Source organism: Flaviflexus sp. (assembly GCF_052087705.1).
Classification (GTDB): domain Bacteria; phylum Actinomycetota; class Actinomycetes; order Actinomycetales; family Actinomycetaceae; genus Flaviflexus; species Flaviflexus ciconiae.
On the sequence record NZ_JBQCYC010000001.1, the window covers coordinates 114625 to 137011 of the forward strand.

At 61.7% G+C, this 22387-nt stretch carries 21 protein-coding genes; 12 read left to right on the top strand and 9 right to left on the bottom strand.

Annotated elements, in window-relative coordinates; translation table 11 throughout:
* Window positions 1-30: 30 nt before the first annotated feature.
* Window positions 31-975 carry a polyprenyl synthetase family protein gene (locus ACTHUY_RS00550; RefSeq protein ID WP_441654335.1) on the top strand — a complete coding sequence of 315 codons (945 nt, stop codon included), beginning with the start codon at window positions 31-33 and terminating at the stop codon, window positions 973-975.
* A 125-nt stretch (window positions 976-1100) separates the two neighbouring features.
* A complete protein-coding gene (secA, locus tag ACTHUY_RS00555; RefSeq protein WP_441654268.1) occupies window positions 1101-3821 on the top strand; it encodes a preprotein translocase subunit SecA in 2721 nt (906 codons plus the stop codon).
* Here secA and ACTHUY_RS00560 read toward each other — a convergent pair.
* Together ACTHUY_RS00560 and ACTHUY_RS00565 are read right to left on the bottom strand one after the other, a co-directional pair.
* Window positions 3818-4222, bottom strand: a complete 405-nt coding sequence (locus ACTHUY_RS00560) for an Rv3235 family protein (RefSeq protein WP_441654269.1) — start codon at window positions 4220-4222, stop codon at window positions 3818-3820. The genes secA and ACTHUY_RS00560 overlap by 4 nt on opposite strands.
* Window positions 4223-4387: 165 nt before the next feature.
* Window positions 4388-4594 (bottom strand): helix-turn-helix domain-containing protein, encoded by a 207-nt coding sequence (locus ACTHUY_RS00565; protein WP_126703950.1) that lies wholly within the window; start codon window positions 4592-4594, stop codon window positions 4388-4390.
* Window positions 4595-4702: 108 nt separating this feature from the next.
* Here ACTHUY_RS00565 and ACTHUY_RS00570 point away from each other — a divergent pair, with 108 nt between their 5' ends.
* Window positions 4703-5293 carry a DUF6912 family protein gene (locus ACTHUY_RS00570; RefSeq protein WP_441654270.1) on the top strand — a complete coding sequence of 197 codons (591 nt, stop codon included), beginning with the start codon at window positions 4703-4705 and terminating at the stop codon, window positions 5291-5293.
* A gap of 112 nt (window positions 5294-5405) precedes the next feature.
* Here ACTHUY_RS00570 and hisN read toward each other — a convergent pair whose 3' ends face one another.
* From hisN to ACTHUY_RS00605, 7 genes are read right to left on the bottom strand one after another with little or no spacing between them, the layout of a single operon-like run.
* The gene (gene hisN, locus ACTHUY_RS00575; protein WP_441654271.1) at window positions 5406-6227 is read right to left on the bottom strand and encodes a histidinol-phosphatase; all 822 of its coding nucleotides are present in this window, start codon (window positions 6225-6227) and stop codon (window positions 5406-5408) included.
* 56 nt (window positions 6228-6283) lie between these two features.
* The gene (gene rsgA / locus ACTHUY_RS00580; protein WP_441654272.1) at window positions 6284-7294 is read right to left on the bottom strand and encodes a ribosome small subunit-dependent GTPase A; all 1011 of its coding nucleotides are present in this window, start codon (window positions 7292-7294) and stop codon (window positions 6284-6286) included.
* Window positions 7291-8580 (bottom strand): 3-phosphoshikimate 1-carboxyvinyltransferase, encoded by a 1290-nt coding sequence (gene aroA, locus ACTHUY_RS00585; protein ID WP_441654336.1) that lies wholly within the window; start codon window positions 8578-8580, stop codon window positions 7291-7293. Before aroA ends, rsgA begins: the two co-directional genes overlap by 4 nt.
* Entirely contained in the window at window positions 8577-9125 is a 549-nt protein-coding gene (locus ACTHUY_RS00590) for a DoxX family protein (protein WP_441654273.1), read from the bottom strand. The genes aroA and ACTHUY_RS00590 overlap by 4 nt, the downstream gene beginning before the upstream one ends.
* 44 nt (window positions 9126-9169) lie before the next feature.
* Window positions 9170-9946 (bottom strand): FadR/GntR family transcriptional regulator, encoded by a 777-nt coding sequence (locus ACTHUY_RS00595; RefSeq protein WP_441654274.1) that lies wholly within the window; start codon window positions 9944-9946, stop codon window positions 9170-9172.
* 27 nt (window positions 9947-9973) lie between these two features.
* Complete coding sequence (locus ACTHUY_RS00600) at window positions 9974-10891, bottom strand: alpha/beta hydrolase fold domain-containing protein (RefSeq protein ID WP_126703944.1); 918 nt, start codon at window positions 10889-10891, stop codon at window positions 9974-9976.
* Window positions 10888-11709, bottom strand: coding sequence for an alpha/beta fold hydrolase (locus tag ACTHUY_RS00605; RefSeq protein ID WP_441654275.1), 822 nt, complete (start codon window positions 11707-11709; stop codon window positions 10888-10890). Before ACTHUY_RS00605 ends, ACTHUY_RS00600 begins: the two co-directional genes overlap by 4 nt.
* A gap of 256 nt (window positions 11710-11965) precedes the next feature.
* Between ACTHUY_RS00605 and ACTHUY_RS00610 the strand changes: the two genes are divergently transcribed.
* The 9 genes from ACTHUY_RS00610 to ACTHUY_RS00650 all read left to right on the top strand — a co-directional run bounded on the left by ACTHUY_RS00610 (window position 11966) and on the right by ACTHUY_RS00650 (window position 22341).
* Window positions 11966-13573 (top strand): ABC transporter substrate-binding protein, encoded by a 1608-nt coding sequence (locus ACTHUY_RS00610; RefSeq protein WP_441654276.1) that lies wholly within the window; start codon window positions 11966-11968, stop codon window positions 13571-13573.
* A gap of 133 nt (window positions 13574-13706) precedes the next feature.
* Window positions 13707-14657 (top strand): ABC transporter permease, encoded by a 951-nt coding sequence (locus ACTHUY_RS00615; RefSeq protein ID WP_441654277.1) that lies wholly within the window; start codon window positions 13707-13709, stop codon window positions 14655-14657.
* A gap of 3 nt (window positions 14658-14660) precedes the next feature.
* Window positions 14661-16781, top strand: a complete 2121-nt coding sequence (locus ACTHUY_RS00620) for a dipeptide/oligopeptide/nickel ABC transporter permease/ATP-binding protein (protein WP_441654278.1) — start codon at window positions 14661-14663, stop codon at window positions 16779-16781.
* A complete protein-coding gene (locus ACTHUY_RS00625; protein WP_441654279.1) occupies window positions 16781-17587 on the top strand; it encodes an ABC transporter ATP-binding protein in 807 nt (268 codons plus the stop codon). The genes ACTHUY_RS00620 and ACTHUY_RS00625 overlap by 1 nt, the downstream gene beginning before the upstream one ends.
* Before the next feature lie 10 nt (window positions 17588-17597).
* Window positions 17598-18524, top strand: coding sequence for a dihydrodipicolinate synthase family protein (locus tag ACTHUY_RS00630; protein WP_441654280.1), 927 nt, complete (start codon window positions 17598-17600; stop codon window positions 18522-18524).
* A complete protein-coding gene (locus ACTHUY_RS00635; RefSeq protein WP_441677218.1) occupies window positions 18521-19405 on the top strand; it encodes an ROK family protein in 885 nt (294 codons plus the stop codon). The genes ACTHUY_RS00630 and ACTHUY_RS00635 overlap by 4 nt, the downstream gene beginning before the upstream one ends.
* Window positions 19406-19409: 4 nt before the next feature.
* Window positions 19410-20069, top strand: a complete 660-nt coding sequence (locus tag ACTHUY_RS00640) for an N-acetylmannosamine-6-phosphate 2-epimerase (RefSeq protein ID WP_441654282.1) — start codon at window positions 19410-19412, stop codon at window positions 20067-20069.
* A gap of 3 nt (window positions 20070-20072) precedes the next feature.
* Window positions 20073-20831 (top strand): glucosamine-6-phosphate deaminase, encoded by a 759-nt coding sequence (locus ACTHUY_RS00645; protein ID WP_441654283.1) that lies wholly within the window; start codon window positions 20073-20075, stop codon window positions 20829-20831.
* Between the two features lie 364 nt (window positions 20832-21195).
* The gene (locus ACTHUY_RS00650) at window positions 21196-22341 is read left to right on the top strand and encodes an N-acetylglucosamine-6-phosphate deacetylase (RefSeq protein ID WP_441654284.1); all 1146 of its coding nucleotides are present in this window, start codon (window positions 21196-21198) and stop codon (window positions 22339-22341) included.
* Window positions 22342-22387 lie beyond the last annotated feature (46 nt).

A 22387-nucleotide genomic window follows, 5' to 3' on the forward strand; every position in this document is an offset into this window, starting at 1 on the left:
GGCAGCCTGAACGAACGTCTGTCCGAACTCATGGAGAGCGTGGAAACGCGTCTCCAGGAGGCGGTCAGATCACCCGAACCCGACGTTGACGAACTGACGCGGCACTTGGCGGCAGCGGGCGGCAAGCGCCTGCGCCCCGCCCTGTGCCTGCTGACGTCCTTCCTCGGCCCTAACCCGGGCAACGAGGATGCCGAGGTGTCAGCCGCGGTCGTCGAGCTCACGCATCTCGCCACGCTCTACCATGACGACGTCATGGATGAGGCACCGATGAGGAGGGGAGTGCCCTCAGCTCAGCAGCTTGCCGGGAACTCCGCCGCGATCCTCGCCGGTGACGTGCTATTCGCGAAGGCCTCGTCCCTCGTCGCTGGTCTTGGCCCGGAGGCGGTACGCCTTCACGCCGTCACTTTCGAACGGCTGTGCTTCGGCCAGCTCCGCGAGACCCTCGGCGCTCCCGAAAACGTGTCTGCTCGGGACAACTACATCAACGTTCTGGCCGACAAAACCGGTTCCCTTATCGCGGCTTCGGCCCGCTACGGCGTGAATTCATCCGGCGGCTCGCCCGAGATCGCGGAAGCGGTTGCCGAGTTCGGCGAGAAGGTCGGTGTGGCCTTCCAGCTCGCTGACGACGTTATCGACATCATGTCGGACGGCGACGTCACCGGTAAGACCCCGGGAACCGATCTGCGCGAAGGCGTCGAGACGATGCCGATCCTGATCCTCAAGGAGCGTGCCGCCGTCGGCACGATCGACGAGGCTGGACAGCAGATCCTCGACCTGCTCGCAGGTGATGTTGGTGACGAGGCCGTGGAAAAGTCCGTCAGCCTCCTACGTGAACATCAGGTCATGGAAGAGGTCAGGGACCTGGCGCGCACCTGGTCGGACGAGGCCGTCGCATCGCTCGATGCGATTCCGGAAGGCGAGGTCCGTAACGGACTCAATGCCTTTGCTCGCCTCATGGTTGACCGCATTAGCTAACGGCTCGGGGGAGTACCCCTCCGCTGTACGCCGAATATCCGCCCGAGTTCCCCCGCGAACTCGGGCGGATCGCATTATAGGCCGTACAATGTTGTCAGCTGTCCCATTCCCAGGAGTAAAATTTCGTGTCAAAGATTCTCAACAAGATTCTCCGTGCCGGCGAGGGCCGCACGGTGAAGAAGCTGCAGACGATCGCGAAGCAGGTCGATGCCCTGGAGGATGATTTCCTCGAGCTTGACGACGATGAACTGCGCGGCATGACCGACGAGTTCAAGACGCGACTCGAAGAGGGTGAGTCCCTTGACTCGCTCCTACCGGAAGCTTTCGCGGTTGTACGTGAAGCATCGCGGCGCACCCTGGGGCAGCGCCATTACACGGTGCAGATCATGGGTGGCGCTGCCCTCCACATGGGCAATATCGCCGAGATGAAGACCGGTGAAGGTAAGACGCTTGTTGCGACCCTCCCGGCCTACCTCAATGCGCTGACCGGTAAGGGTGTTCACATCATCACGGTGAACGACTACCTAGCCACCTACCAGTCGGACCTTATGGGACGTGTCTTCCGGTTCCTCGGCATGACGACCGGCTGTATTACCTCCGGCATGACTCCCGCGCAGCGGCGCGAACAGTACGCCGCCGACATCACCTACGGAACGAACAACGAGTTTGGTTTTGACTACCTGCGCGACAACATGGCGTGGAAGGTCGATGAGCTCGTCCAGCGGGACCACTACTTCACCATCATCGATGAGGTTGACTCGATTCTTATTGACGAGGCCCGTACCCCGCTGATCATCTCCGGCCCCGCCGAAGGCGATGCGAACAAGTGGTACGAGGAGTTCGCGCGGATCATTTTGAAGCTCCGCAAGGACACCGACTACGAGGTGGACGAGAAGAAGCGTAACGTCGGCATTCTCGAGCCCGGTATCGACAAGATCGAGGACCAGCTCGGTATCGACAACCTGTACGAAACATCCAACACCCCGCTGATCGGCTACATCAACAACGCGATCAAGGCGAAGGAACTGTTCAAGCGCGACAAGGACTACATCGTCATGGATGGCGAAGTCCTGATCGTCGATGAGCACACGGGACGCGTGCTGCCGGGCCGTCGCTACAACGAGGGCATGCACCAGGCGATCGAGGCGAAGGAAGGCGTGAAGATTAAGGCCGAGAACCAGACTCTCGCCACGATCACGCTTCAGAACTACTTCCGCCTGTACGAGAAGATCTCCGGCATGACCGGTACGGCCGAAACCGAGGCGGAAGAGTTTGCCTCCACCTACGACATTGGCGTTGTCCCGATCCCCACGAACAAGCCGATGATCCGTATCGACCAGACGGACCTCGTCTACCCAACCGAGGCCGGCAAGTTCCAGGCCATCGCCGACGACATTGCCGAGCGCTACGAGGCCGGACAGCCCGTCCTCGTTGGTACGACCTCGGTGGAGAAGTCCGAGGCGATCTCCAAGCTCCTGACGAAGCGGAAGATCAAGCACGAGGTTCTCAACGCCAAGTACCACAAGCGCGAAGCCGCCGTGGTTGCGATGGCGGGACGCAAGGGTGCCGTTACCGTTGCAACAAACATGGCCGGTCGAGGCACCGACATTATGCTCGGTGGCAATGCCGAGTTCCTCGCTGTTGAGCAGATGCAGGCGAAGGGCCTGGACCCGGCTGAGGATCCCGAAGCATACGAGGCCGCGTGGCCGGAGGTTTTGGAGGCCGCGAAGGAAGCCGTTGCGCGCGAACACGACGAGGTGAAAGAACTGGGCGGACTATACGTGCTCGGTTCGGAACGCCACGAGTCTCGCCGTATCGACAACCAGCTCCGAGGCCGCTCCGGCCGTCAGGGCGACCCGGGCGAATCCAGGTTTTACCTGTCGCTCGAAGACGAGCTCATGCGCCTGTTCGCCTCGGGCATGGCAAGCAAGCTGCTGAGTCCCGAAAACCACCCCTCGAATGAACCCCTTGAGTTCAAGATCCTGGCGAAGTCGATCGAGTCCGCACAGACCGCTATCGAGGCACGTAATGCCGAGACTCGTAAGAACGTTCTCAAGTACGACGACGTCATGAACGATCAGCGTGCGGCCGTCTACAAGGAACGCCGGGAGATCCTGGAAGGCGAGGACCTCGCCGATTCGATCCAGTCCTACATGACCCAGGTCGTTGAGGACGTTGTCGCAGGGCACACGCTGGGCGATCCCACCGACTGGAGCCTGAACGAGCTGTGGACGGACATGAAGACCGTCTACCGCCCGTCCTTCACCACGGAGGAGCTCCTCGAGGACGTGGGGGCGAAGAACCGCCTGACCGTTGAGCGCCTTAACGCCGAGTTCGATGACGATATCCACGCCCAGTATGAGGAGAGGGAGGCCGAGTTCGGCGAGGAACAGATGAGAGAGATTGAACGTCGAGTTCTCCTCACCGTTCTTGACCGGAAGTGGCGCGAGCACCTCTACGAGATGGACTACCTGAAGGAAGGTATTGGTCTGCGTGCCATGGCGCAGCGCAACCCGCTTGTTGAGTACAAGCGGGAAGGCTACGACATGTTTAAGGCCATGTCCGTCTCCATTAAGGAAGAAACGGTTCGCTACCTCTTCGGCCTAAAGATGGCCTCCGATGACGAGCAGGTAGCAAAGGATGAGATCGCAGCCGTGGAGGCTGCGGACGAGACGGTTGCCATGGCGAAGCGCCAGGAAGCCGCCGATAAGGTCCTCTCGATTGAGCGCCCCAAGTCTCGCATGATGACCAATAAGGAAGAGACGTCAGGTCCCGCCCGCCCGGCGCCGGCCCAGCCCGGACAGAACCGGGCCCAGCGCCGCGCTGCTAAGAAGAAGCGCCGCTAGATCACGTCGAGGGCCTGAGCCCTCCAGCGGCCCCGATGCTCCGCCAGCCTCACTGCGCAGCCTCGGGGCCGATCTATGTTCCAAACGACCACGCTAGCTTCGCACACGCCCTCGGCAGGTTCGCACGTGATCGAATTGATGACGCGCGCCGGAAGGCTCTTCTTTGCCTTCACACGGGACCTAACGCCGGCACGTTGCGCTAGCTCCACGTAGAGCTGAGGCTCGAGCCAACGTTGAAGCTGCTGGACGGATCGATAGCCCGAAAGCACCTCGAAGGCGCCAAGCGCAATATTCTCGGCAATCTTTTGCGGATCCGGCAACGGACCTGAGACTCGCTCCTTCGGCGTTGGAGGAACAGGAAACTTGTCCTTTGGCTCGGGAGCCTCTCCTTTATTATTCATTTTTTAACCTCTATGTATCTTTAATCCACTAGTTCCGCTTTACGGGCAAGAACGATGTTTATATGATTATTAGCATCGTTAGCAAAGTGGACAACCGGTTAGAACCGGTCATGTGGATAAGAAAATGGGGCCACCGGTGGTGGCCCCATCGAGTTTGGCCAGGATTTAGTCCTGGCCCTGAACGCGACGTTTAGTAGCTTCGTATCCGTCTTCAATGTACTTATCGAGAATAGTCTGCTCGATACGCCATTGACCGCGCCCTCCAACCTGGATGGCGGGTAGAGTTCCGGAATGAATAAGTGATCGAACCTGTGCCGTCGAAACGTTAAGTGTCTCTGCGACATCGGCAATCGTCATAAATTTTGTGGCCATAATATGAGATCTCCGCTTCGTGATTTCCGTGCCCCTTAAGGTGCTAGAGCCTTGAGGAAACGAGAAGTAAGGGTTTCATTGCCATTCGTTGACCAGGACGGTGACCGAATGGCAATCGGATACTTAACAATACATCTTGTTAATACCAGAGTAAATTGTATGACATTCCGCTTTCAGGAATGGTTAAGGTTGCGCCGCGAATTGGTGGCGCGGCAACTCGATGGTGAAACGGTGTATGACATGCTCGAATCAAGACGCATTTTCTCGGCGATTAGTCTCGATGACCTCGAGAAAGCAGTGCTCGAGATCCCGAGTGGGCATGCTGTGACTCCAGGTGTGCGTGCTTTCTTCACTGAAGAAGACGATGAAGAACTCGATTTGATCGTTCAGCTTGCCGCTGCGGACGATCATCTCACTTCCGGTGCATATGTCCCATTTCGACTCGTGATTGCGTTTGATGGTGCGGCAGGATCTGCTGATGAAAACGAACCATCGCGCGTCTCAGTAGGTGGACAAGTCAGGTGGCGCGACGTCGCTGCCATCTTTGTAGACGAGGAGGCTTCCGCGGGTACGATCCTGTCGGCACGGAAGGGCGATGAAGATGCCTACAACGATTGTGCGGACCTCGACATGCTCTGGTACCACCCGAGTGAACGCCTGAAGCTTGCAGTTGAGCTTAAGCGCCGTCTCGCAACCTAGAAGTGCTGACGCCAATGACTAAGAGGTCTGTTCTGTGTCGGTTGGGGAAGCGCCTCGAAGGTTCCCAAGACTCTCTGCCTTTGGGAACCCTCGATGTGCTAGATGTGTGCGTTTAGGCGCGGGCTTCGCCCTCGCCGTCGGTGATGGAGTGGAGGAGGCCAAGGGCTTCCTCGTGGAGTAGACCGTTGGTCGCGAACGCGTTGCCGCCAGCCACGCCGGGCTCGCCATCAGCGGAAGTAAATGTGCCGCCCGCTTCGGTGACGATAGGGACCAGGGCCGCCATGTCGTACAGTTCGAGCTCTGGTTCGCAGGCAATATCGACTGCGCCCTCGGCGAGTAGCATGTAGGACCAGAAGTCGCCGTAGGCGCGGTTGCGCCAGCACTGTTCGGCGAGGCGAAGGAAGCCGCGGAGCTGACCGCGCTCCGCCCATCCGCTCATCGACGAGTAGGAGAGCGAAGCGTCTTCGACTTTCGACACCTGGGAGACCTGAAGCTGCTTTGCGTTGGTCCAGTTGCGGCCGGTGAAGGCACCGAGGCCCCTGGCGGCCCACCAGCGGCGGTGGAGTGCCGGGGCAGAGACGATCCCCATGACGATCTCGCCCTCTTCTTCGAGAGCAAGAAGCGTTGCCCAGACGGGGACTCCGCGGACGAAATTGCGGGTGCCGTCAATCGGGTCAATGATCCAGCGCCTGGCAGCGGTGCCGGTCTCGCCTTCCTCTTCTCCGAGGATCGCGTCACGCGAGCGAGAGCGGGACAGCATGGAGCGGATCTTCTGCTCGGCGGCAATGTCGATCTCTGTGACCTCGGTGTTGTCCGGCTTCGTTGAGACGGTGAAGTCCTGTGCCTGGAAGCGGGGCAGGGTCAGAGCATCGACCTGGTCGATGATGGCGGTGGCGAAGCTCAGGTCATCGCCCAATCGAGTTAGGGATTGCATGGCACCAACCCTACGTCAGTTGGGCGACGCGACGGGGGAGCGTCAGTATCGCGGACTCAGAATTGTTCGGCGTTATGGCGGGCCTCGAGAAGCCGCCTGTACGACTCGACGCGTTCCGCGGTTTGCTCCGTTGCGCTGTCGAGGCCGCACTCGGGTTCCGTCTCCGTGTGCGTACATCCCCTCGGGCATTCCTCAGCCAACGGAATGAGGTCGGGGAATGCTTCGAGAAGCATGTCGGGATCCACGTGGGCGAGCCCGAAGGAGCGGACGCCGGGGGTGTCGATGATGACGCCACCGTCGGCAAGGTCAAAGGCGATTGCTGACGAGGATGTGTGCCTTCCCCTCCCGGTCACTTCGTTGACCGATCCGGTGGCCCGCTCGGCGTCGGGTACCAGGGCGTTGATGAGGGTGGACTTGCCGACGCCCGAATGGCCAACGAGGACGGAGATGCTGCCGGCTACTTCGTTGGCAACGACGTCAACCCCGTCGGTCTGGCCCATTTCCTCATTGATCCACGTGGACAGAACTCTCATCTCCAAGTTCCGGTAGTGATCAAGGAGGGGAGTGGGGTCGGCAAGATCTGACTTCGTGAGGACGAGAATTGGTTCCATGCCGCCGTCGTATGCGGCAACGAGGCAACGGTCAATCATGCCGGTGCGCGGCTCTGGCTGGGCGAGTGCGGTAATGATGAGGAGCTTGTCGGCGTTGGCGACAATGACCCGCTCATTCCCGGCGGCCTCGCCCTCTTCCGCGGTTCTACGCAGTGTTGAGGTGCGCTCGAGGACCTTAACAATCCGTGCCAGGGTATCCTTGCGGCCGCTGGTGTCCCCGACAACGGCGACCCGGTCGCCGACGGCGATGGCGCCGCGGCCGAGTTCTCGTGCCTTGACGGAGACAACGGCGGTTCCCGACTCGTCGAGGACGAGATGGTAGCGGCCGCGATCCACGCGGTAGACCCGCGCCGTAAGCGCGTCATCGTAGTCGGGACGAATCTTTGTCCGGGGACGGGAACCGCGCCTGTTCGGGCGGATCCGGACCCGGGGATCATCCGTGCCCGTGTCCCTCATGTGACCAGGTTTGTCCACATGCCGGGGAAGTCCGGCATTGTTTTCGACGTGCAACCAATGTCGAGAACGGAGACGCCCTCGACGGCAAGGCCGAGGATAGCCCCGAATGTTGCCATCCGGTGGTCCTCGTATGAGTCGACGACTCCGCCGTGCATCGGCTTTGGCTCGATGTAGAGTCCGTTTGCCGTTTCGACGCAGACGCCGCCGAGTTTCGTGATCTCCGTCGAGATCGCAGCGAGTCGGTCCGTTTCGTGGCCCCGCAGGTGAGCGATGCCGGAAAGGCGGGAGGGTGTTTCAGCCAGCGCGGCAAGGGCCGCCACCGTGGGCGTGAGCTCGCCTGCCTCGTGCATATCCAACTCGACGCCCTTGAGTGTTTCTGGCCCGGTGATGGTGAGCGTGCCGTCCTCGAGCTCGGAGGTCGCTCCCATCTTCTCCAGGATGGGGACGATGAGAGCGCCGGCCTGGGTTGTTTCCGTCGGCCAGCGTGGTACCGAGACGCTTCCGCCGGTTGCCGCGGCGGCCGCAAGGAACGGGCTGGCGTTCGACAGGTCGGGTTCGATGACGACGGTGCCGGGGTTGAGCGGCCCGGGAGAAACGACCCAGCTGATCGGGCCTTCGAGGTTCTCGGTGATATCCGCGCCCGCGTTCCGCAGTGCCTCCACGGTCATGGAAATGTGCGGAAGGGAGGGCACCGCGGTGCCCGCGAGCTTGATGGTGAGGCCGCCCGGGAGCCGTGGTGCCAGAAGTAGCATGGCGCTGATGAACTGGGAGGAGCCGGATGCATCAACCGTGACTTCGTTGCCCGAGACGGGACCGGAGACCGTGAGGGGGAGGGTGCGGCCGCCGGGGCCGTTCCCTGCCGTGATGGTTGCTCCGAGCTGGTCAAGCGCATCGAGCAACGGCTCGATGGGGCGCGCGTACATAGCCTTATCGCCGTCGAAGCTGACGGGACCGTCGGCGAGGACGCCCACGGCCGCGAGAAAACGGAAGACGGTTCCCGCGAGGCCAACCTCAACGTGTGCGCTTTTCAGCGGCGCCGGGGTGATGTCGAGGGTGTCGCCGTCACCGTCGATTTGTACCCCCATGTTTTTCAGGGCCTCGATCATGAGGTCCGTGTCGCGGGAGCGCAAAGCGCCTTCGAGGCGCGAGGGGGAGTCGGCGAGGGCCGAGACAACAAGCTGTCGGGCGGTCATTGACTTCGAGCCCGGGACAGCAACGAGCCCGTGAACCGGTGATCCCGTGAAGGGGGCCGGCCACGGGTCGAGGTGGGAAGAATCTGAGGTCAGGACTTTGCCTTCTCCTTGGTCTTGGCGATCTTTTCTTCCAGTTTAGCCTTTTGCTCATCGAGGCGGTCCTCGTAGCTGTCGGCCAGCGCGTTGAGGTCTTCCTTGTGGCTACGGTGATTTTCAAGCTTCCAACCGAGCGAGGGCTTGCCGCGGCGGTCGCCAGCGACGGCAAGGGCGCCGCCGATGAGGCCGAGGGAGCCGACAAGTCCAGCCATGTGCTGCTTGCGCTCTTCCCCCTCGGAGAGCCACACGGGGTTCTTAACGGCCGCGAGGCCAACTTCGGTGGCGGCGAGGGTCAGGGCAGCAACGCGGGGCTTCTTACCGATTGCCATCCCGACACCGGCAGCGATGCGGACACCGCCGACAACGCGGGTCAGAACAGAGATTGTTCCGGGGTCGAGTGGACTCACTCCGAGCTGTTCGAGGGTCGGGTTAACTCTTTCGACGGTTTCGATGTGATCTTTGGGGTTGCGGACGGCGTCCACACCGGAGGCGATGAAGGGAACCGCCAGGAACGGGCGGGCAAGTGCTGTGATGATACTCATGAGTCTATTCTTTACTAGACCCGCCCAAAATTAAACCGGAAACGTCAATTCTGCTGAGAGGGGAGATTTCCGAGGGTGCGCAGCAGTGGTGCGTAGTGGGCATCAACCGCGGCTTCGTAGCCTTCAACATCTCCTGCTTCGGAAGCTAGAAGCATGTCGCGGTGGGCGCGGGCTGTGGCAATCATGGAGGTCTGGTCGCCTGCCGGCAGGTCCGGGAGCACCGCCATGTGAATGATCCACATGGCGCTCATGAGCTGCTCGACAAGCGCGTTACCAACGGACTGCATGAGTCCGCGGTGGAACGCGATGTCCTCATCCGGGAACGATTCTCCACGTTCGGCCTTTGCGATCATGACGTCGGTGATGCTGTGCAGTTCCTCGTGGCGGGTACCCTCCATGGACTCCACGATTTTGCGAGCCAGGCCCACGTCGAGGACTTCGCGGATCTCCACAACTTCCTTGAGGGAGGTGAAGTTATCGGTCCCCAGGGAAGCGCGGATAACGAGGGATTTGACGAGCGGCCGGAGGCTCATGTCGGACACGAAGGTGCCGCGGCCCTGGTGGACGGCGACAATGTCGAGTGCCTGAAGCTGGCGGAGTGCTTCGCGGACCGAGGAGCGGGATACGCCCAGGTCTTCGCACAGGCGGGCTTCGGTGGGAAGGGGATCGCCCGGTTTAAGCCCCTTGGAGATGATGTACTGCTCGATGACATCCATCGTCGCTTCGGCCCGGCTCGACTGGCTCAGCGTCCCTTCGCGCCGGGATTCGGGCATGAGGTGTGCGAGCTTCGCGGCTCTGTCGTATCTGTCGTTGGGAGACATGCTTTTGACCATGTGTTGGTGCCTCGTCTAGCTCTCTGTGCCGGCAGGGTCAGCGGCGCGGTTGTCTGATAAGTGGAATATATCGATAAAGTCGTGGATTGTGTTTTGAACTCGACGCCACGTCCGGGTCCCGGAGATCGACAGGGCGCTGTGGTAGGTGCCCTGCATGAGATGCAGTTCGATCTTCGCCCCCACGTCAGCGAGCGCCAGCGCCCATTCGATTCCCTCGTCTCTAAGGGGATCGACGGGGTTAACGAATACGAGAATTGGCGGGAAGTTCTCGCTCTCGACTCGGTCGATGAGGCGGGGTAGTTCGGAATGGTGTTGTCCGCCAAGGTAGCACTCCCAGGAGCGGAGCGCTTTCTCGTGGGACCACATTGGCCCGTTTGCGTAGGTTGTCATGGAACGGGTGCCGGCAAGCGGGTCGAGGGCTGGCTCTAGACAGATGAGGCCGGCGAGGGCCCTCCCGTCGTTGTCGAGGTGCCAGGCGGCCACCGTTTCCACCAGGCCCGATCCTGCCGAGTCGCCGTATAGGAAGATGGGAAGGTCCGGGAACTGCTGAATTGCCCAGGTGAGGCCCGACAGGCAGTCCTCCGGCGGTGTGGGGAAGGGATGCTCGGGTGCGAGCCGATAGTCGGGGGAAACGACGACCGCATTGAATTCGAGTGCCATCTCTGCGTTGCGCTGGTCGTCGTACCGTGCCCGGCCCGCCGTGTATCCGCCGCCGTGGATTGCGTAGATAAGGAATGTGGGCTGGTTGTCCGTTGGCCGCCAGACTCTTATCTCCATTTCTCCGGCACGACTCACGTGAAGAGCGGTTCCCGAAACGGCTACGTTTTGGTCCGCGAAGGTGTTTTCGTTCCTGGCGCGGGTGAGCGCCAGGTCCCACTCTGGGGACCAGGGTGCTTCGAGTGGCGGGCGTAGTTCGGGGTGAATGAAGGTCATGGATGCTCCTCGGTCCAGCGGGCGATGACGGGATCGACCGCCTGGTGGAAGGCGGCCGGGTTGTCCCGCCTCATGGTGTGGCGTAGCCCCGGCACGAACATCGTTGTCAGCGCGGGATTGGCCAAAGAATCGATGAGACGGAGTCCGTCTCTATTCAGGAGGGTGTCGTCACCATCCGAGGACAGCACGAGCGTGGGGACGGTCAGGTCCCCGAGCCACGTCTGCCATGGTTCGGTGTAGCCAACGGCGCCGGTAGCGACGAAGTCGAGATCGACGTTGAGCTTGGCTTGGAGCCAGCCGGCCAGTTCTGTCCTGGGCCAGAGGGGATAGTCCACGTTGATCGTGTCGATCGTTTCTCGTTCTCTGCCGACCATGTCGCCGATTCGCTTAGCCTCGGCCGGTCCGTTTGCTCGGTAACGGGCGGCTTGCTCGGTGGTGAGCCAAGCCGGGTCCTCGAGGATTAGGCCGGTAAACCACTCGGGATGATCGGCTGCCGCGCGGGACAGGAGAGCGGCTCCCATCGAGTGCCCAACGGCAGTTGCACGGCCGTACTTTGCTATGAAGGGAGCGATCGATTGTTCGAGCGCCAGCCGCGCCGCTTCGATCGGGTCCGCCAGGGTCTCTCCCGTGAAGGAGGGGGAATGTCCGTGCCCGAGGCTGTCGAAGGCGACAATCCGGTGGGTGGGGGAGAAGCGGTCGATCAGCTCATCGAGGGAGGCGGCGCTGTCCGTTACTCCGTGGCAGAGGATAAGGAGGCGCTTGCCGCATGCTCCGGCCTCGATCCGGGCGAGTATGTCACCCCTAGACCGAACGAACATGACACCTCCCATATATTCAACAGACAACTGATGATAGTGTAGAGCAGGATCGGTCAAACATCCACCCTTCCTTGTGCATTCGCGGAAAGGTCGACCTTGCTTCGCGGTGATTTTCGCACGTAATTTCGGCCATTTACCCGATTGAGACACGGGAAATTAACCAAATGGCTTGCATTAGCTTGTCAGACAACGTACCTTATTGTCATCAGATCGCTGAACAGACGTCTGACGAATTCTCAACGGAGAGGAATCAGTTATGAAAAGAGCACGCGGCAAGAGCCTCGTTGCCCTGACCGCAGCGCTTGCGCTTGGTCTTTCCGCCTGCGGTGGCGGGGGTAGCGACGATCCCACCGAAGATTCAAACGGTTCGAACGACACGTCCGACAACGGTGGCGACACCGGTGGTGACGGCGCCCCCTCGGGCGACATCACGGTTGGCGTGGCTTACGAAACCACCAACTACCACCCGTCGAACACGTCATCGGCACTCGCGATGGGCACCAACTGGCATGTTGTCGAGGGCCTGTACGAGTTCCACATGGAGGACTACACGACCTATGCTGCCCTCGCGGCCGATGAGGAGCTCGTCGAGGTGTCTGACACCGAGTACGAGGTGACTCTCCGCGATGGTGCTAAGTTCTCTGACGGCACCGACATTACGTCCGAGGATGTCGTAACCTCGTTTGAGCGTTCGACCGCCGAGGGCAACATTTACGCCACGATGCTGGACTTCATCGAGTCGGTCGAGGCGAAGGATGACCAGACGGTCACCATCACCACCAAGTACCCGTTCTCGCTCGTCAAGGAGCGTATCGCGGTCGTCAAGATCGTTCCCGCCGATGCAACGGATGAGGATCTGACCTCAATGCCGATTGGTTCGGGCCCCTGGAAGTACGAGACGATCTCGGACACCGAGGTCATCGCAGTTCCGAACGAGCACTACAACGGCGCATACCCGGCCGGTGGCGAACGCATGGTTTGGTCGGTCCTCAAGGACGACACCGCTCGCACCACCGCCGCACAGGACGGCACCATCCAGGTCATGGAGAACGTTCCCGCTGAGAACGTTGAGCTCCTCGAGAGCGCCGGCCTGACCGTCGAAGAGAAGCCCGGCTTCAACTTGCCGTTCATGCTCTTCAACACGAGCAAGGCTCCGTTCGATGACCCGCTGGTCCGCCAGGCATTCTTCTACGCGATTGACACCGAGAAGCTCGTTGCGAACGCCATGTCGGGCAAGGCTGTCCCCGCGACTTCCTTCCTGCCCGAGTCGCACCCGAACTACAACGAAGCTGAGGTCCAGTTCGACTACGACCCGGAGAAGGCGCGTGAGCTCCTTGCCGAAGCCGGAGCCGAGGATCTGTCGATCACGCTTCTGACGACCGACCACCCCTGGATCGAGAACCTTTCCCCGCAGATCCGTACCGACCTTGAGGCCGTTGGCATTACCGTCAGCGTCCAGGCCGAGGCGTCTGCATCGCTCTACTCGAACAACCTCGACGTTGATGACCCGACGTTTGACGTTGCTCTTGCCCCCGGTGACCCGTCGGTCTTTGGTCAGGACCCGGCCCTCCTCATCAACTGGTGGTTCGGTGACAACATCTGGACCACGCAGCGTTCCTTCTGGCAGGAGTCCGACATGGAGTCCTTCGAAGAGCTGCAGACCCTCGTCCTTGACGCGGTCCAGCTTTCCGGCGACGAGCAGCAGGAGAAGTGGAACGAAGCCCAGGATCTGATCTCCCGCGAGGTCCCGATCTACCCGCTGTTCCACCGCACCATGATCACGGCCTACAACGCCGATGAGCTTGAGGGAGTCGAGCCCATTGCCACGACCGGTATCGAGCTGGTCGGCGTGACCACCAAGTAGTACGCATCCGGTCGCGGTACCTACTTTCCGCGGCATACTCCATCGACATAGGAGGGGTGAGACGACCCCCGGTTGACTCGCCCCTCCTTTGTCATGCCCTCCAGAAAGCCCAGAAAAGCAAAGGCACAATGCTGTGAACAACCTTATTCGGCTCATTGGACGAAGACTCCTAGCCCTCCCGCTCATGGTGCTGGGTGTAACGCTTCTCGTCTTCTTCATCATGGCGCTCTCGCCGATCGACCCCGCATATGTGGCCTTCGGAGAAAACGCAACGCCCGAGCAGCTCGAAAACTACCGCATCGAGAACGGACTGTACGACCCGCTGATCGTCCAGTACTGGAACTATCTCGTCGGTATGGTTCAAGGCGACCTCGGCACCTACGGCGTCGGCACCGGCAACCTCGTTTCCGACAAAGTCTTTGCCGCGCTCCCCACCACTCTTGGACTCACGTTCTTCGGCCTTTTCCTCGCCGTGATCGTGGCGTTCCCCCTCGGCGTTCTCGCCGCCATCTACCGCGACAAATGGGTTGACCAGGTCATCCGCGTCGTATCGGTTGCCTGCCTCGCAACCCCGTCTTTCTGGCTTGCCATCATGCTGGTCCTCATCTTCATGGGAACCCTTCCCGTATCCGGTGCCCTGCCGGCCTTCTCCGAGGACCCTGGCGGATGGGTCCTGCGCATGCTGCTCCCGGCCCTTGCGCTCGCCGTCCCCGTCATTGGTCAGATGACCCGCGTTGTCCGTACCTCCATGGTTGAGGAACTGGACCGCGACTATGTCCGTACCGCACTCGGTGCCGGCATCCCCAAGCCCGTCGTCGTTGGCCGCAACGTCCTGCGCAACGCGCTGATCACGCCCGTCACGGTTCTTGGCCTGCGAGTCGGCTACCTCATGGGTGGCGCGGTCGTCATTGAAATTATCTTCTCGATCAACGGCATGGGACGCGTTCTTATCGACGGGATCACGAACAACTGGGTCATGGTCGTCCAGGGTGCAACCCTCGTCGTCGCCGTTGCCTTCATCATCGTGAACATCGTCGTCGACGTCCTCTATGTCCTCATCAATCCCCGGATTAGGGCGGTGTAACCCATGCGTAAAAACCTGACGAATAAGCTGTCGAAGCCCGGCATCAAGCTGCGCGGCTTCTCCCGGATGAACTGGGGATCGCGCATTGCGATCATTGTCCTCATCCTCGTTGCGCTGAGCGCGATATTTGCGCCCTTGCTGGCCCCGCACCCGCCGGAAGAAGTCTTCTACAAGGCACAGCCGCCGAGTGCCGAGCATCTCTTCGGAACCGACCACGTGGGCCGTGACGTCCTGTCCCGCCTGCTCTACGGTGGCCGCGCCTCCCTTCTCGTTGGCCTGTTCTCCACCCTGGTAGCTCTGCTCGCCGGTGCGATTGTCGGTTCGATTGCCGCCGTTGTCCGCAAGTGGCTGTCCGAGGTCATCATGAGGGTCATGGACGTCATCATGTCCATCCCCGGCATCGCCCTCGTCGCCGTTACCGTCGTTGTCTTCCAGGACCCGGCGCACCCGGAGCGCCTGACCTACGTCATCGTTGCCGCCATTGCCTTCGTTTACACCCCGCAGCTCACCCGTATCGTTCGCGCGAACGTCATGAGCGCGTACGGTGAGGACTACGTCAACGCGGTTGTCGTTTCCGGTGCACGTGCACCTTGGATCCTGATCCGCCACGTCGTCCGCAACACCGCGGCCCCGGTCCTCGTGTTCGCAACCGTCCTCGTTGCCGATGCGATCATCCTCGAAGCGTCCCTTACCTTCATTGGTGCCGGGCTTCAGGAAACAATGGTTCCCACGTGGGGTAACGTCCTCTCGGCCGCACAGCCCGGTGTTCTCCGTGGCGAGTGGTGGCAGGCCCTCTTCCCGGGCATCGCCATCATGATCACGGTCCTCTGCCTCAACATCCTGTCCGAGGGCATCACCGATGCCATGGTTGCCGCCCCCAAGGGCGCCATCCAGGACAAGCCCCGCTCCGATGTTGAGCGCGAAGCAGACCGCCTCCTCATCGACCCCGTCGCAGCCCACGAAGCGCAGAAGGATTCCCTCCAGGCCCGACTGGATGCCCTCCATGCTGTCGAGGCCGACCGATCCGACCGCTTCATCAAGAAGGCCGAAGGTCAGCCGCTCCTCGAGGTGAAGAACCTGTCGATCAGGTTCCCGCGCCACGGCGACGTCGCCGTTGTCGACAACGTGTCCTTCACCGTCCACTCGGGCGAAACCATGGGTCTTGTTGGCGAATCCGGCTGCGGTAAGTCGATCACCGCGCTGACGATCATGGGCCTGATAGATGAACGGGCTCAGCTGTCGGGCGAGATCCTCTACCAGGGCCGCGACCTGCTTGCCATGCCGGCGAAGGAACGTCAGTCGCTGCTCGGCCACGAGCTTGCCATGATCTACCAGGACGCCCTGTCGTCCCTCAACCCGGCGATGCTGATCTCCGCTCAGATGAAGCAGATGACGAAGCGCGGCGGCACCCGCACGGCGGAGGAACTTCTCGAGCTTGTGGGCCTCGACCCGAAGCGCACCCTCGAGTCGTACCCCCACGAGCTGTCCGGTGGCCAGCGCCAGCGCGTCCTCATCGCCATGGCACTGACCCGCGACCCGAAGCTCATCATTGCGGACGAGCCGACCACTGCCCTGGACGTCACCGTCCAGAAGCAGGTTATCGAGTTGCTGAACGAGCTTCGCAACAATCTTGGCTTCGCCATGGTGTTTGTGTCGCATGACCTGGCACTCGTTGCCGAGGTGGCGCACTCGATCACGGTCATGTACGCCGGCCAGGTTGTTGAGCAGGCCCCGACTTCGGAGCTTCTCACGAACCCGACCCACGAGTACACCCGCGGACTCCTCGGTTCCGTCCTCTCGATCGAATCCGGCAAGGGCCGCCTCCACCAGGTGCCCGGTACGGTTCCGTCCCCGAAGGACTTCCCCGCGGGTGACCGCTTCGCACCCCGTTCCTCCCACCCGGACGTTGGCTTGGACATCAAGCCGGTCCGCACCCAGGTGCCCGGAACGGACCACTACTACGCCGCACTTCCGGAAGGCGCGAAGCACGCGGCCGCCGCAACTGCCGTTCTCGAACGCGAGGATGGAAAGGACCAGTCGATGCTCGCGGAGGAAGCCATGAGGCCTGCCGCCTACGGCACTGATGACGAGCGTAGGGACGAGCTAGGAGAAGGTGAAAAGTAATGCCTGAGCAGAACCCCATCATTGAGCTCAAGGACGTGCACGTCACGTTCAAGACCCGCACCGGTTCCCTGTTCAACCCGAACAAGGTCCACGCCGTCGCAGGTGTTGACATGTCGGTCGTGTCCGGCCAGACCCTCGGTATTGTCGGCGAGTCCGGCTGTGGCAAGTCCACAACGGCGAACGTCATGTGCGGCCTCCAGCTGCCCTCCGCGGGAAGTGTGTTCTTCAAGGGCGAGGAGGTGACGAAGCGGTCCGCCGCCCAGCGCCGCAGGATTGGCCGCGTCGTCTCCGTTGTCTTCCAGGACCCCGCCACAGCACTGAACGCACGCATGGTCGTCAAGGAACAGCTCATTGACCCGCTCCGCGTCCACAAGGTCGGAACGAAGGGAGATCGCGAGGCAAGGGTCCGTGACCTGATCTCCATGGTTGGCCTGCCCGACTCCGTCATGGATGCTCTTCCGGGCCAGCTGTCCGGCGGTCAGCGTCAGCGCGTCGCTATCGCCCGCGCCCTCGCCATCAAACCCGATGCGATCATCGCGGACGAACCGACGTCGGCTCTCGACGTCTCCGTCCGTGCCCAGATCCTCAACCTGCTGGCGGACCTTAAGGCCGAGCTGGGCCTCGGCATGGTCTTCATTTCGCACGACATCCAAACCGTCCGATACATCTCCGACCGCATTGCGGTCATGAATGCCGGCAAGGTCGTCGAAGAAGGCCCAGCCTCCGACGTTCTCGCCAACCCGCAACACTCCTACACCAAGACCCTTCTCGGCGCAGCGCCCTCCCTGCTGCACCCCGCTTCCTAAGGAAAGTGACATGTCATCTCCCATCACCGGTGTCGTACCTCCGGTTATCACACCCCTCACCGAGGACCGTCGCTACGATGAGGCGTCTTCGGAGCGCAACATCAACCGGATGCTCGAAGCGGGCGTGCACGGCCTGTTCATTCTTGGCTCCTCGGGTGAAGCAGCCTTCACCGCCGATGCGGAACGCGAGCAGATCCTCGAATCCGCTATCCGCATCACCGCCGGCCGCGTCCCGGTCCTCGCGGGGGTTATCGACACCCAGTACTCCCGCGTCCTCCAGCACGTCCGCGTAGCAGAGAAGCTCGGAGCCGACGCGATCGTCGCAACCGCACCGTTCTACGCGCTTGGTGGCGTCGACCAGGTCGAGGAGCACTTCCGCGCGCTGCGCAGGGCAACTGACCTGCCGATCTTTGCGTACGACATCCCGGTCTGCGTCAACGGCGTCAAGCTGCCCCCGGCACTGCTTCTCCGCCTCGCCGAAGACGGCGTGATCCAAGGGGTCAAGGACTCCTCCGGTGACGACGTGTCCTTCCGCGCCCTCACGCTCGCAAACCGCAAGGCCACGAACAAGATGTCGCTGCTCACCGGCCACGAGGTGGTTGTCGACGGCGCGTACATGTCCGGTGCGGACGGCTCTGTCCCGGGTCTCGGCAACGTCGACCCGGCCGGCTATGTGCGGCAGTGGAATGCCTACCAAGCGGGCGACTGGAACGCGGTACGCGCCGAACAGGATCGTCTCGCCGACCTCATGACCATCGTTGGGGCAGCCCAGAACCTCCTCGGCTACGGCGCGGGCGTGGGCGCATTCAAGACGGCACTGAATCTGCTCGGTGTTATCGAGACGAACCAGATGCCGGAGCCTGTTCGCAGGCTCGCGGGGGCCGAGATCGATGCCGTTGCGGAGATCCTCGACCGGAACGGACTGCAAGCATCATGAGCACTCTGTCGATCGATATCGGCGGAACAAAGATCCGCGCGGGGCTTGTCGACGGCGGAGCCGTCACTGAAATGCAGTCTATTGAGACGGCACCCGGCCCCGGTGAAGACGAGATCATGCCGGCCATCATCCGGCTCGCGCAGAGCTACGACGGCGTCACGGATGTCGCCGTGGCCTCTGCCGGAGTCATTGTCGACGGTGTCGTCACCTCGGCAACCGACCTCATCCCGAACTGGGCGGGAACCAACATAGCCGCCGAGCTCGGCACCGCCCTTGATGTGCCCGTTACGGTCCTCGGGGACGTGCACGCCCACGGCGTGGGAGAGGCCACCTACGGGGTTGCCAAAGGCTACCCATCGTCCCTCACGGTCGCGGTAGGCACCGGCATCGGTGGGGCCTTCGTCGTGGACGGCAAGCCCATGATCGGTGAGCACGGAGTGGCTGGCCACGTTGGCCACATCAGCCACGGCGTAGCCGCAAACATTGAATGCTCGTGCGGCCGCTTCGGCCACATTGAGGCCATTGCCTCGGGCAGCGGCATGGCGGCGGCCTATGAGCGGGCAACCGGCGAACATCGGTCCGGTCCGGAAATGGACCAGGAGGCCATCGATAGGAAGAGCCCGGCCCTCAAGGTCCTGCATGACGGCGGATTTGCCCTCGGTGAAGTCATCGGCTCGCTGACGAACGCCCTTGATCCTGGGATCATTGTTGTCACGGGATCCGTGAGTCGAGCGGTAGATCCATGGTGGCAGGCTCTGCGCTGTGGCTTCGCCGCCGCCATCATGGACCCCGTGAACAAGACACCGCTGGTGAAAGGTGAGCTCGGTGACGAAGCTCCCCTGATTGGTGCGGCAGCCTACGCGAAGGTCAAGAATGCTTGAATCAATGAATAACCGTCTGGTCGTCTCCGTCCAGGCATATCCGGGCGAGCCGATGAGGGATCCGCGCACCATGGCACAGATCGCTTTGGCCGCCGAACTCGGCGGCGCAGCCGCTATCCGCTGCCAGGGGCTTGCCGACATTTCCGCCATCAAAGGCCAGGTATCGGTCCCCGTTATCGGCCTGTGGAAAGAGGGCTCCGAGGGTGTGTACATCACCCCGACCCTCCGCCACGCCCGTGCATGCTCAATGGCGGGGGCTGATATCGTCGCCATCGACGCCACCCGCCGGCCCCGCCCCGACGGTAGGACATACGCGGAAACCGTTGCTGCCCTGCACGATGAAGGCATTGTGGTCATGGCGGATTGCGGCTCGATTGGCGATGCCGAGATGGCCTACGAGGCCGGCTCCGACATTCTCTCCACAACCCTGTCCGGGTACACGGGTGAGAGGGAAAAGACAGCGGGACCTGACCTGGAATTGCTCCGTCAGATGGTCGAGCAGTTCGATCGACCGGTACTGTGTGAGGGCCGGGTCCACACTCCCGACCAGGCTCGCTCCGCGCTCGATGCCGGTGCGTGGTCGGTGGTTGTCGGCACGGGAATCACCCACCCAACATCGATCACATCCTGGTTTGTCCAGGCACTGGAAACTGGCAAGGAGTAGTACATGCGGATCATTATTCGCGAGAACGCCGAGGAGCTGTCGAAGATCGCAGCTCAGCAAATCATCGACGGTTATACGCCCGGCATGAGGCTCGGCGTCGCAACGGGCTCAACGCCCCTCGGGCTGTACAAGGCCCTGCGGGAAGCTCACGCCGCGGGTGACTTCTCCATGGCGGGAAGCTCGGCGTGGGCGCTCGACGAATACGTTGGCATCCCCGCGGATCATCCCGAACGCTACTTCAACGTGCTCCACACCGAACTTGTTAAAGATGGGGGAGTGGGCCTCTTCGAAGCAGACCTCCACACGCCCGACGGTGGAGCCGAAGACCCGAAGGCAGCCGCCAAGGAATACGATGCGGCAATCGCCCCTGGCGTTGACATTCAGATTCTCGGACTCGGTCGCAACGGCCACATCGGCTTCAACGAACCGGGCGGTGGTCTCGCCTCCAGGACCCACGTGGATGTCCTGACCGCCTCCACCCGCGAGGCTAACGCTCGCTTCTTCGACAACGACATGGATCGTGTCCCGACCTTCTGCGTCACCCAGGGGCTCGGCACCATCATGTCGGCAAAGAAGATCGTGCTCCTGGCCTTCGGGACCGATAAGGCGGAAGCAGTCGAGCAACTCATCGAAGGCGCGGTCAGCCAACTCTGGCCCGCCACCGTGTTGCAGCACCACGTTGATGTCACCGTCTACATCGACGAGGCGGCCGCCTCCCGCCTCGAACTGCTCGACTACTACCGTACGCTCGAACAGCTCTAAGGAGACCGCGGGCCGACACGATCACTCCGTGCGTGCCGGCCCGCCTCTCCCGAAATACCAAACACCAAAGATCACAACCGGCCACGAAGTCAGAACAGGCTGCAAGACCTGAGCTGGCCAACAAATCGAAACAGGTCAACGAATCTAAACAGACCACCACAGCTGAACGGGAAACGCAAAGATGCGGACAGAGAGCTATTCATGACAAATGAATAGCTTGAAGGCGGACCAGAGACGCTGGCTTATCAGCGGGGCAGAGGCCGCAAGGCCAGCCGAACAGTGGCCACCCGGTCACGAGGATAGTGGCCACCAGGCCAGCAAATGACTAATAGATAGACCGGCCGGATTGAGAAAGGGTAGTGTCGTGGAAAAGATTAACGCCACCGTGCTTGATGCTGCGGGGCACATCATCGGATCGAGCATCACGCTCGAAGACGGGGTGGTACGAAATGTTGTACCCCCGACGGAAGAACTCCGCGGCCCGTACTTCTTCCCCGGCTTTGTCGACATTCACTGTCACGGCGGTGGTGGCGCGTCGTTCCCCGACGACAACGACCGCGAATCAATCGAACGTGCGGCCCGCACCCACGCCCACGAGGGCACCACCCATCTCATCGCATCCCTTGTCTCCGCACTCGACCCCCTACCCGCAATCAAGGCACTGGCCGATGCCTGCGACGACGGGCTCCTGATCGGCATTCATCTCGAAGGCCCCTACGTGAGCCACGAGAAGGCGGGCGCCCAAAACCCCGCCGCCATTCGCGACATCAACCTCGACGAGCTGGCTACCTGGCTCGAGGCCGGGCGCGGCTGGATTAAAACAATGACCATCGCTCCCGAGAGGGAGCGTTCCGTGGAAGCGGCACAGCTTCTCCTTCAGCACGGTGCCGTCCCCTCATGGGGCCACACGGCGGCGTCCTCCCGGCAGACCTCCGAGGCAGTGTCGGCTACCTCGAAGATCGCGGGAGGGCTCCGCCCGGCCCAAACAGCCACCCACCTGTTTAACGCTATGCCGCCCCTCAACCACCGGTTCCCCGGCCCCGTCCGGGAACTCATGGACGCAGCGAAATACGGTGACCTCGTGGTCGAGATCATCGGCGACGGCGTGCATGTGGCAACCGAGCTAGTAGCCGACTGTCTCAACTATCTTGATGATCCGGTCGAACCGGGTGCCGCCCTTGTCACCGACGCTCTCGCATGTGCGGCGATGCCGAACGGCGACTACGTTCTCGGCGGACTAGCCGTCACCATGGTTGACGGCACGGCGAAGCTCACCGGCACCGACACGATCGCGGGAGGCGCCTCCACACTCGCAAGGCAAGTCATTAAGCTCCTCGACTATGGGGTGGATCCACGAGTGCTTGCACGGGCCACGATGCTTGCCCCCGCCAGGGCTATCAACATTGATCCACCGGCCTATCCGGCCCCCGGTAGGCCCCTGACGGGTGTGCTTATTGACGGCGCGGAGTTACGCGCGTGGCGTGACGGTGTCGAATACGGGAATGTTTAGAAACTCTTTGCCGTTCACCCCAGTGAACCAATAAAGGTAGTATGGG

What these genes read in the sequence shown, in the direction of transcription:
- ACTHUY_RS00550 (WP_441654335.1), top strand. Translation starts at nt 31, where the DNA reads ATGGAGAGCGTGGAAACGCGTCTCCAGGAGGCGGTCAGATCACCCGAA.
- ACTHUY_RS00560 (WP_441654269.1), bottom strand. Translation starts at nt 4,222, where the DNA reads ATGAATAATAAAGGAGAGGCTCCCGAGCCAAAGGACAAGTTTCCTGTT.
- ACTHUY_RS00565 (WP_126703950.1), bottom strand. Translation starts at nt 4,594, where the DNA reads ATGGCCACAAAATTTATGACGATTGCCGATGTCGCAGAGACACTTAAC.
- ACTHUY_RS00570 (WP_441654270.1), top strand. Translation starts at nt 4,703, where the DNA reads ATGGCAATCGGATACTTAACAATACATCTTGTTAATACCAGAGTAAAT.
- hisN (WP_441654271.1), bottom strand. Translation starts at nt 6,227, where the DNA reads ATGCAATCCCTAACTCGATTGGGCGATGACCTGAGCTTCGCCACCGCC.
- rsgA (WP_441654272.1), bottom strand. Translation starts at nt 7,294, where the DNA reads ATGAGGGACACGGGCACGGATGATCCCCGGGTCCGGATCCGCCCGAAC.
- ACTHUY_RS00590 (WP_441654273.1), bottom strand. Translation starts at nt 9,125, where the DNA reads ATGAGTATCATCACAGCACTTGCCCGCCCGTTCCTGGCGGTTCCCTTC.
- ACTHUY_RS00595 (WP_441654274.1), bottom strand. Translation starts at nt 9,946, where the DNA reads ATGTCTCCCAACGACAGATACGACAGAGCCGCGAAGCTCGCACACCTC.
- ACTHUY_RS00600 (WP_126703944.1), bottom strand. Translation starts at nt 10,891, where the DNA reads ATGACCTTCATTCACCCCGAACTACGCCCGCCACTCGAAGCACCCTGG.
- ACTHUY_RS00605 (WP_441654275.1), bottom strand. Translation starts at nt 11,709, where the DNA reads ATGTTCGTTCGGTCTAGGGGTGACATACTCGCCCGGATCGAGGCCGGA.
- ACTHUY_RS00610 (WP_441654276.1), top strand. Translation starts at nt 11,966, where the DNA reads ATGAAAAGAGCACGCGGCAAGAGCCTCGTTGCCCTGACCGCAGCGCTT.
- ACTHUY_RS00620 (WP_441654278.1), top strand. Translation starts at nt 14,661, where the DNA reads ATGCGTAAAAACCTGACGAATAAGCTGTCGAAGCCCGGCATCAAGCTG.
- ACTHUY_RS00625 (WP_441654279.1), top strand. Translation starts at nt 16,781, where the DNA reads ATGCCTGAGCAGAACCCCATCATTGAGCTCAAGGACGTGCACGTCACG.
- ACTHUY_RS00630 (WP_441654280.1), top strand. Translation starts at nt 17,598, where the DNA reads ATGTCATCTCCCATCACCGGTGTCGTACCTCCGGTTATCACACCCCTC.
- ACTHUY_RS00635 (WP_441677218.1), top strand. Translation starts at nt 18,521, where the DNA reads ATGAGCACTCTGTCGATCGATATCGGCGGAACAAAGATCCGCGCGGGG.
- ACTHUY_RS00640 (WP_441654282.1), top strand. Translation starts at nt 19,410, where the DNA reads ATGAATAACCGTCTGGTCGTCTCCGTCCAGGCATATCCGGGCGAGCCG.
- ACTHUY_RS00645 (WP_441654283.1), top strand. Translation starts at nt 20,073, where the DNA reads ATGCGGATCATTATTCGCGAGAACGCCGAGGAGCTGTCGAAGATCGCA.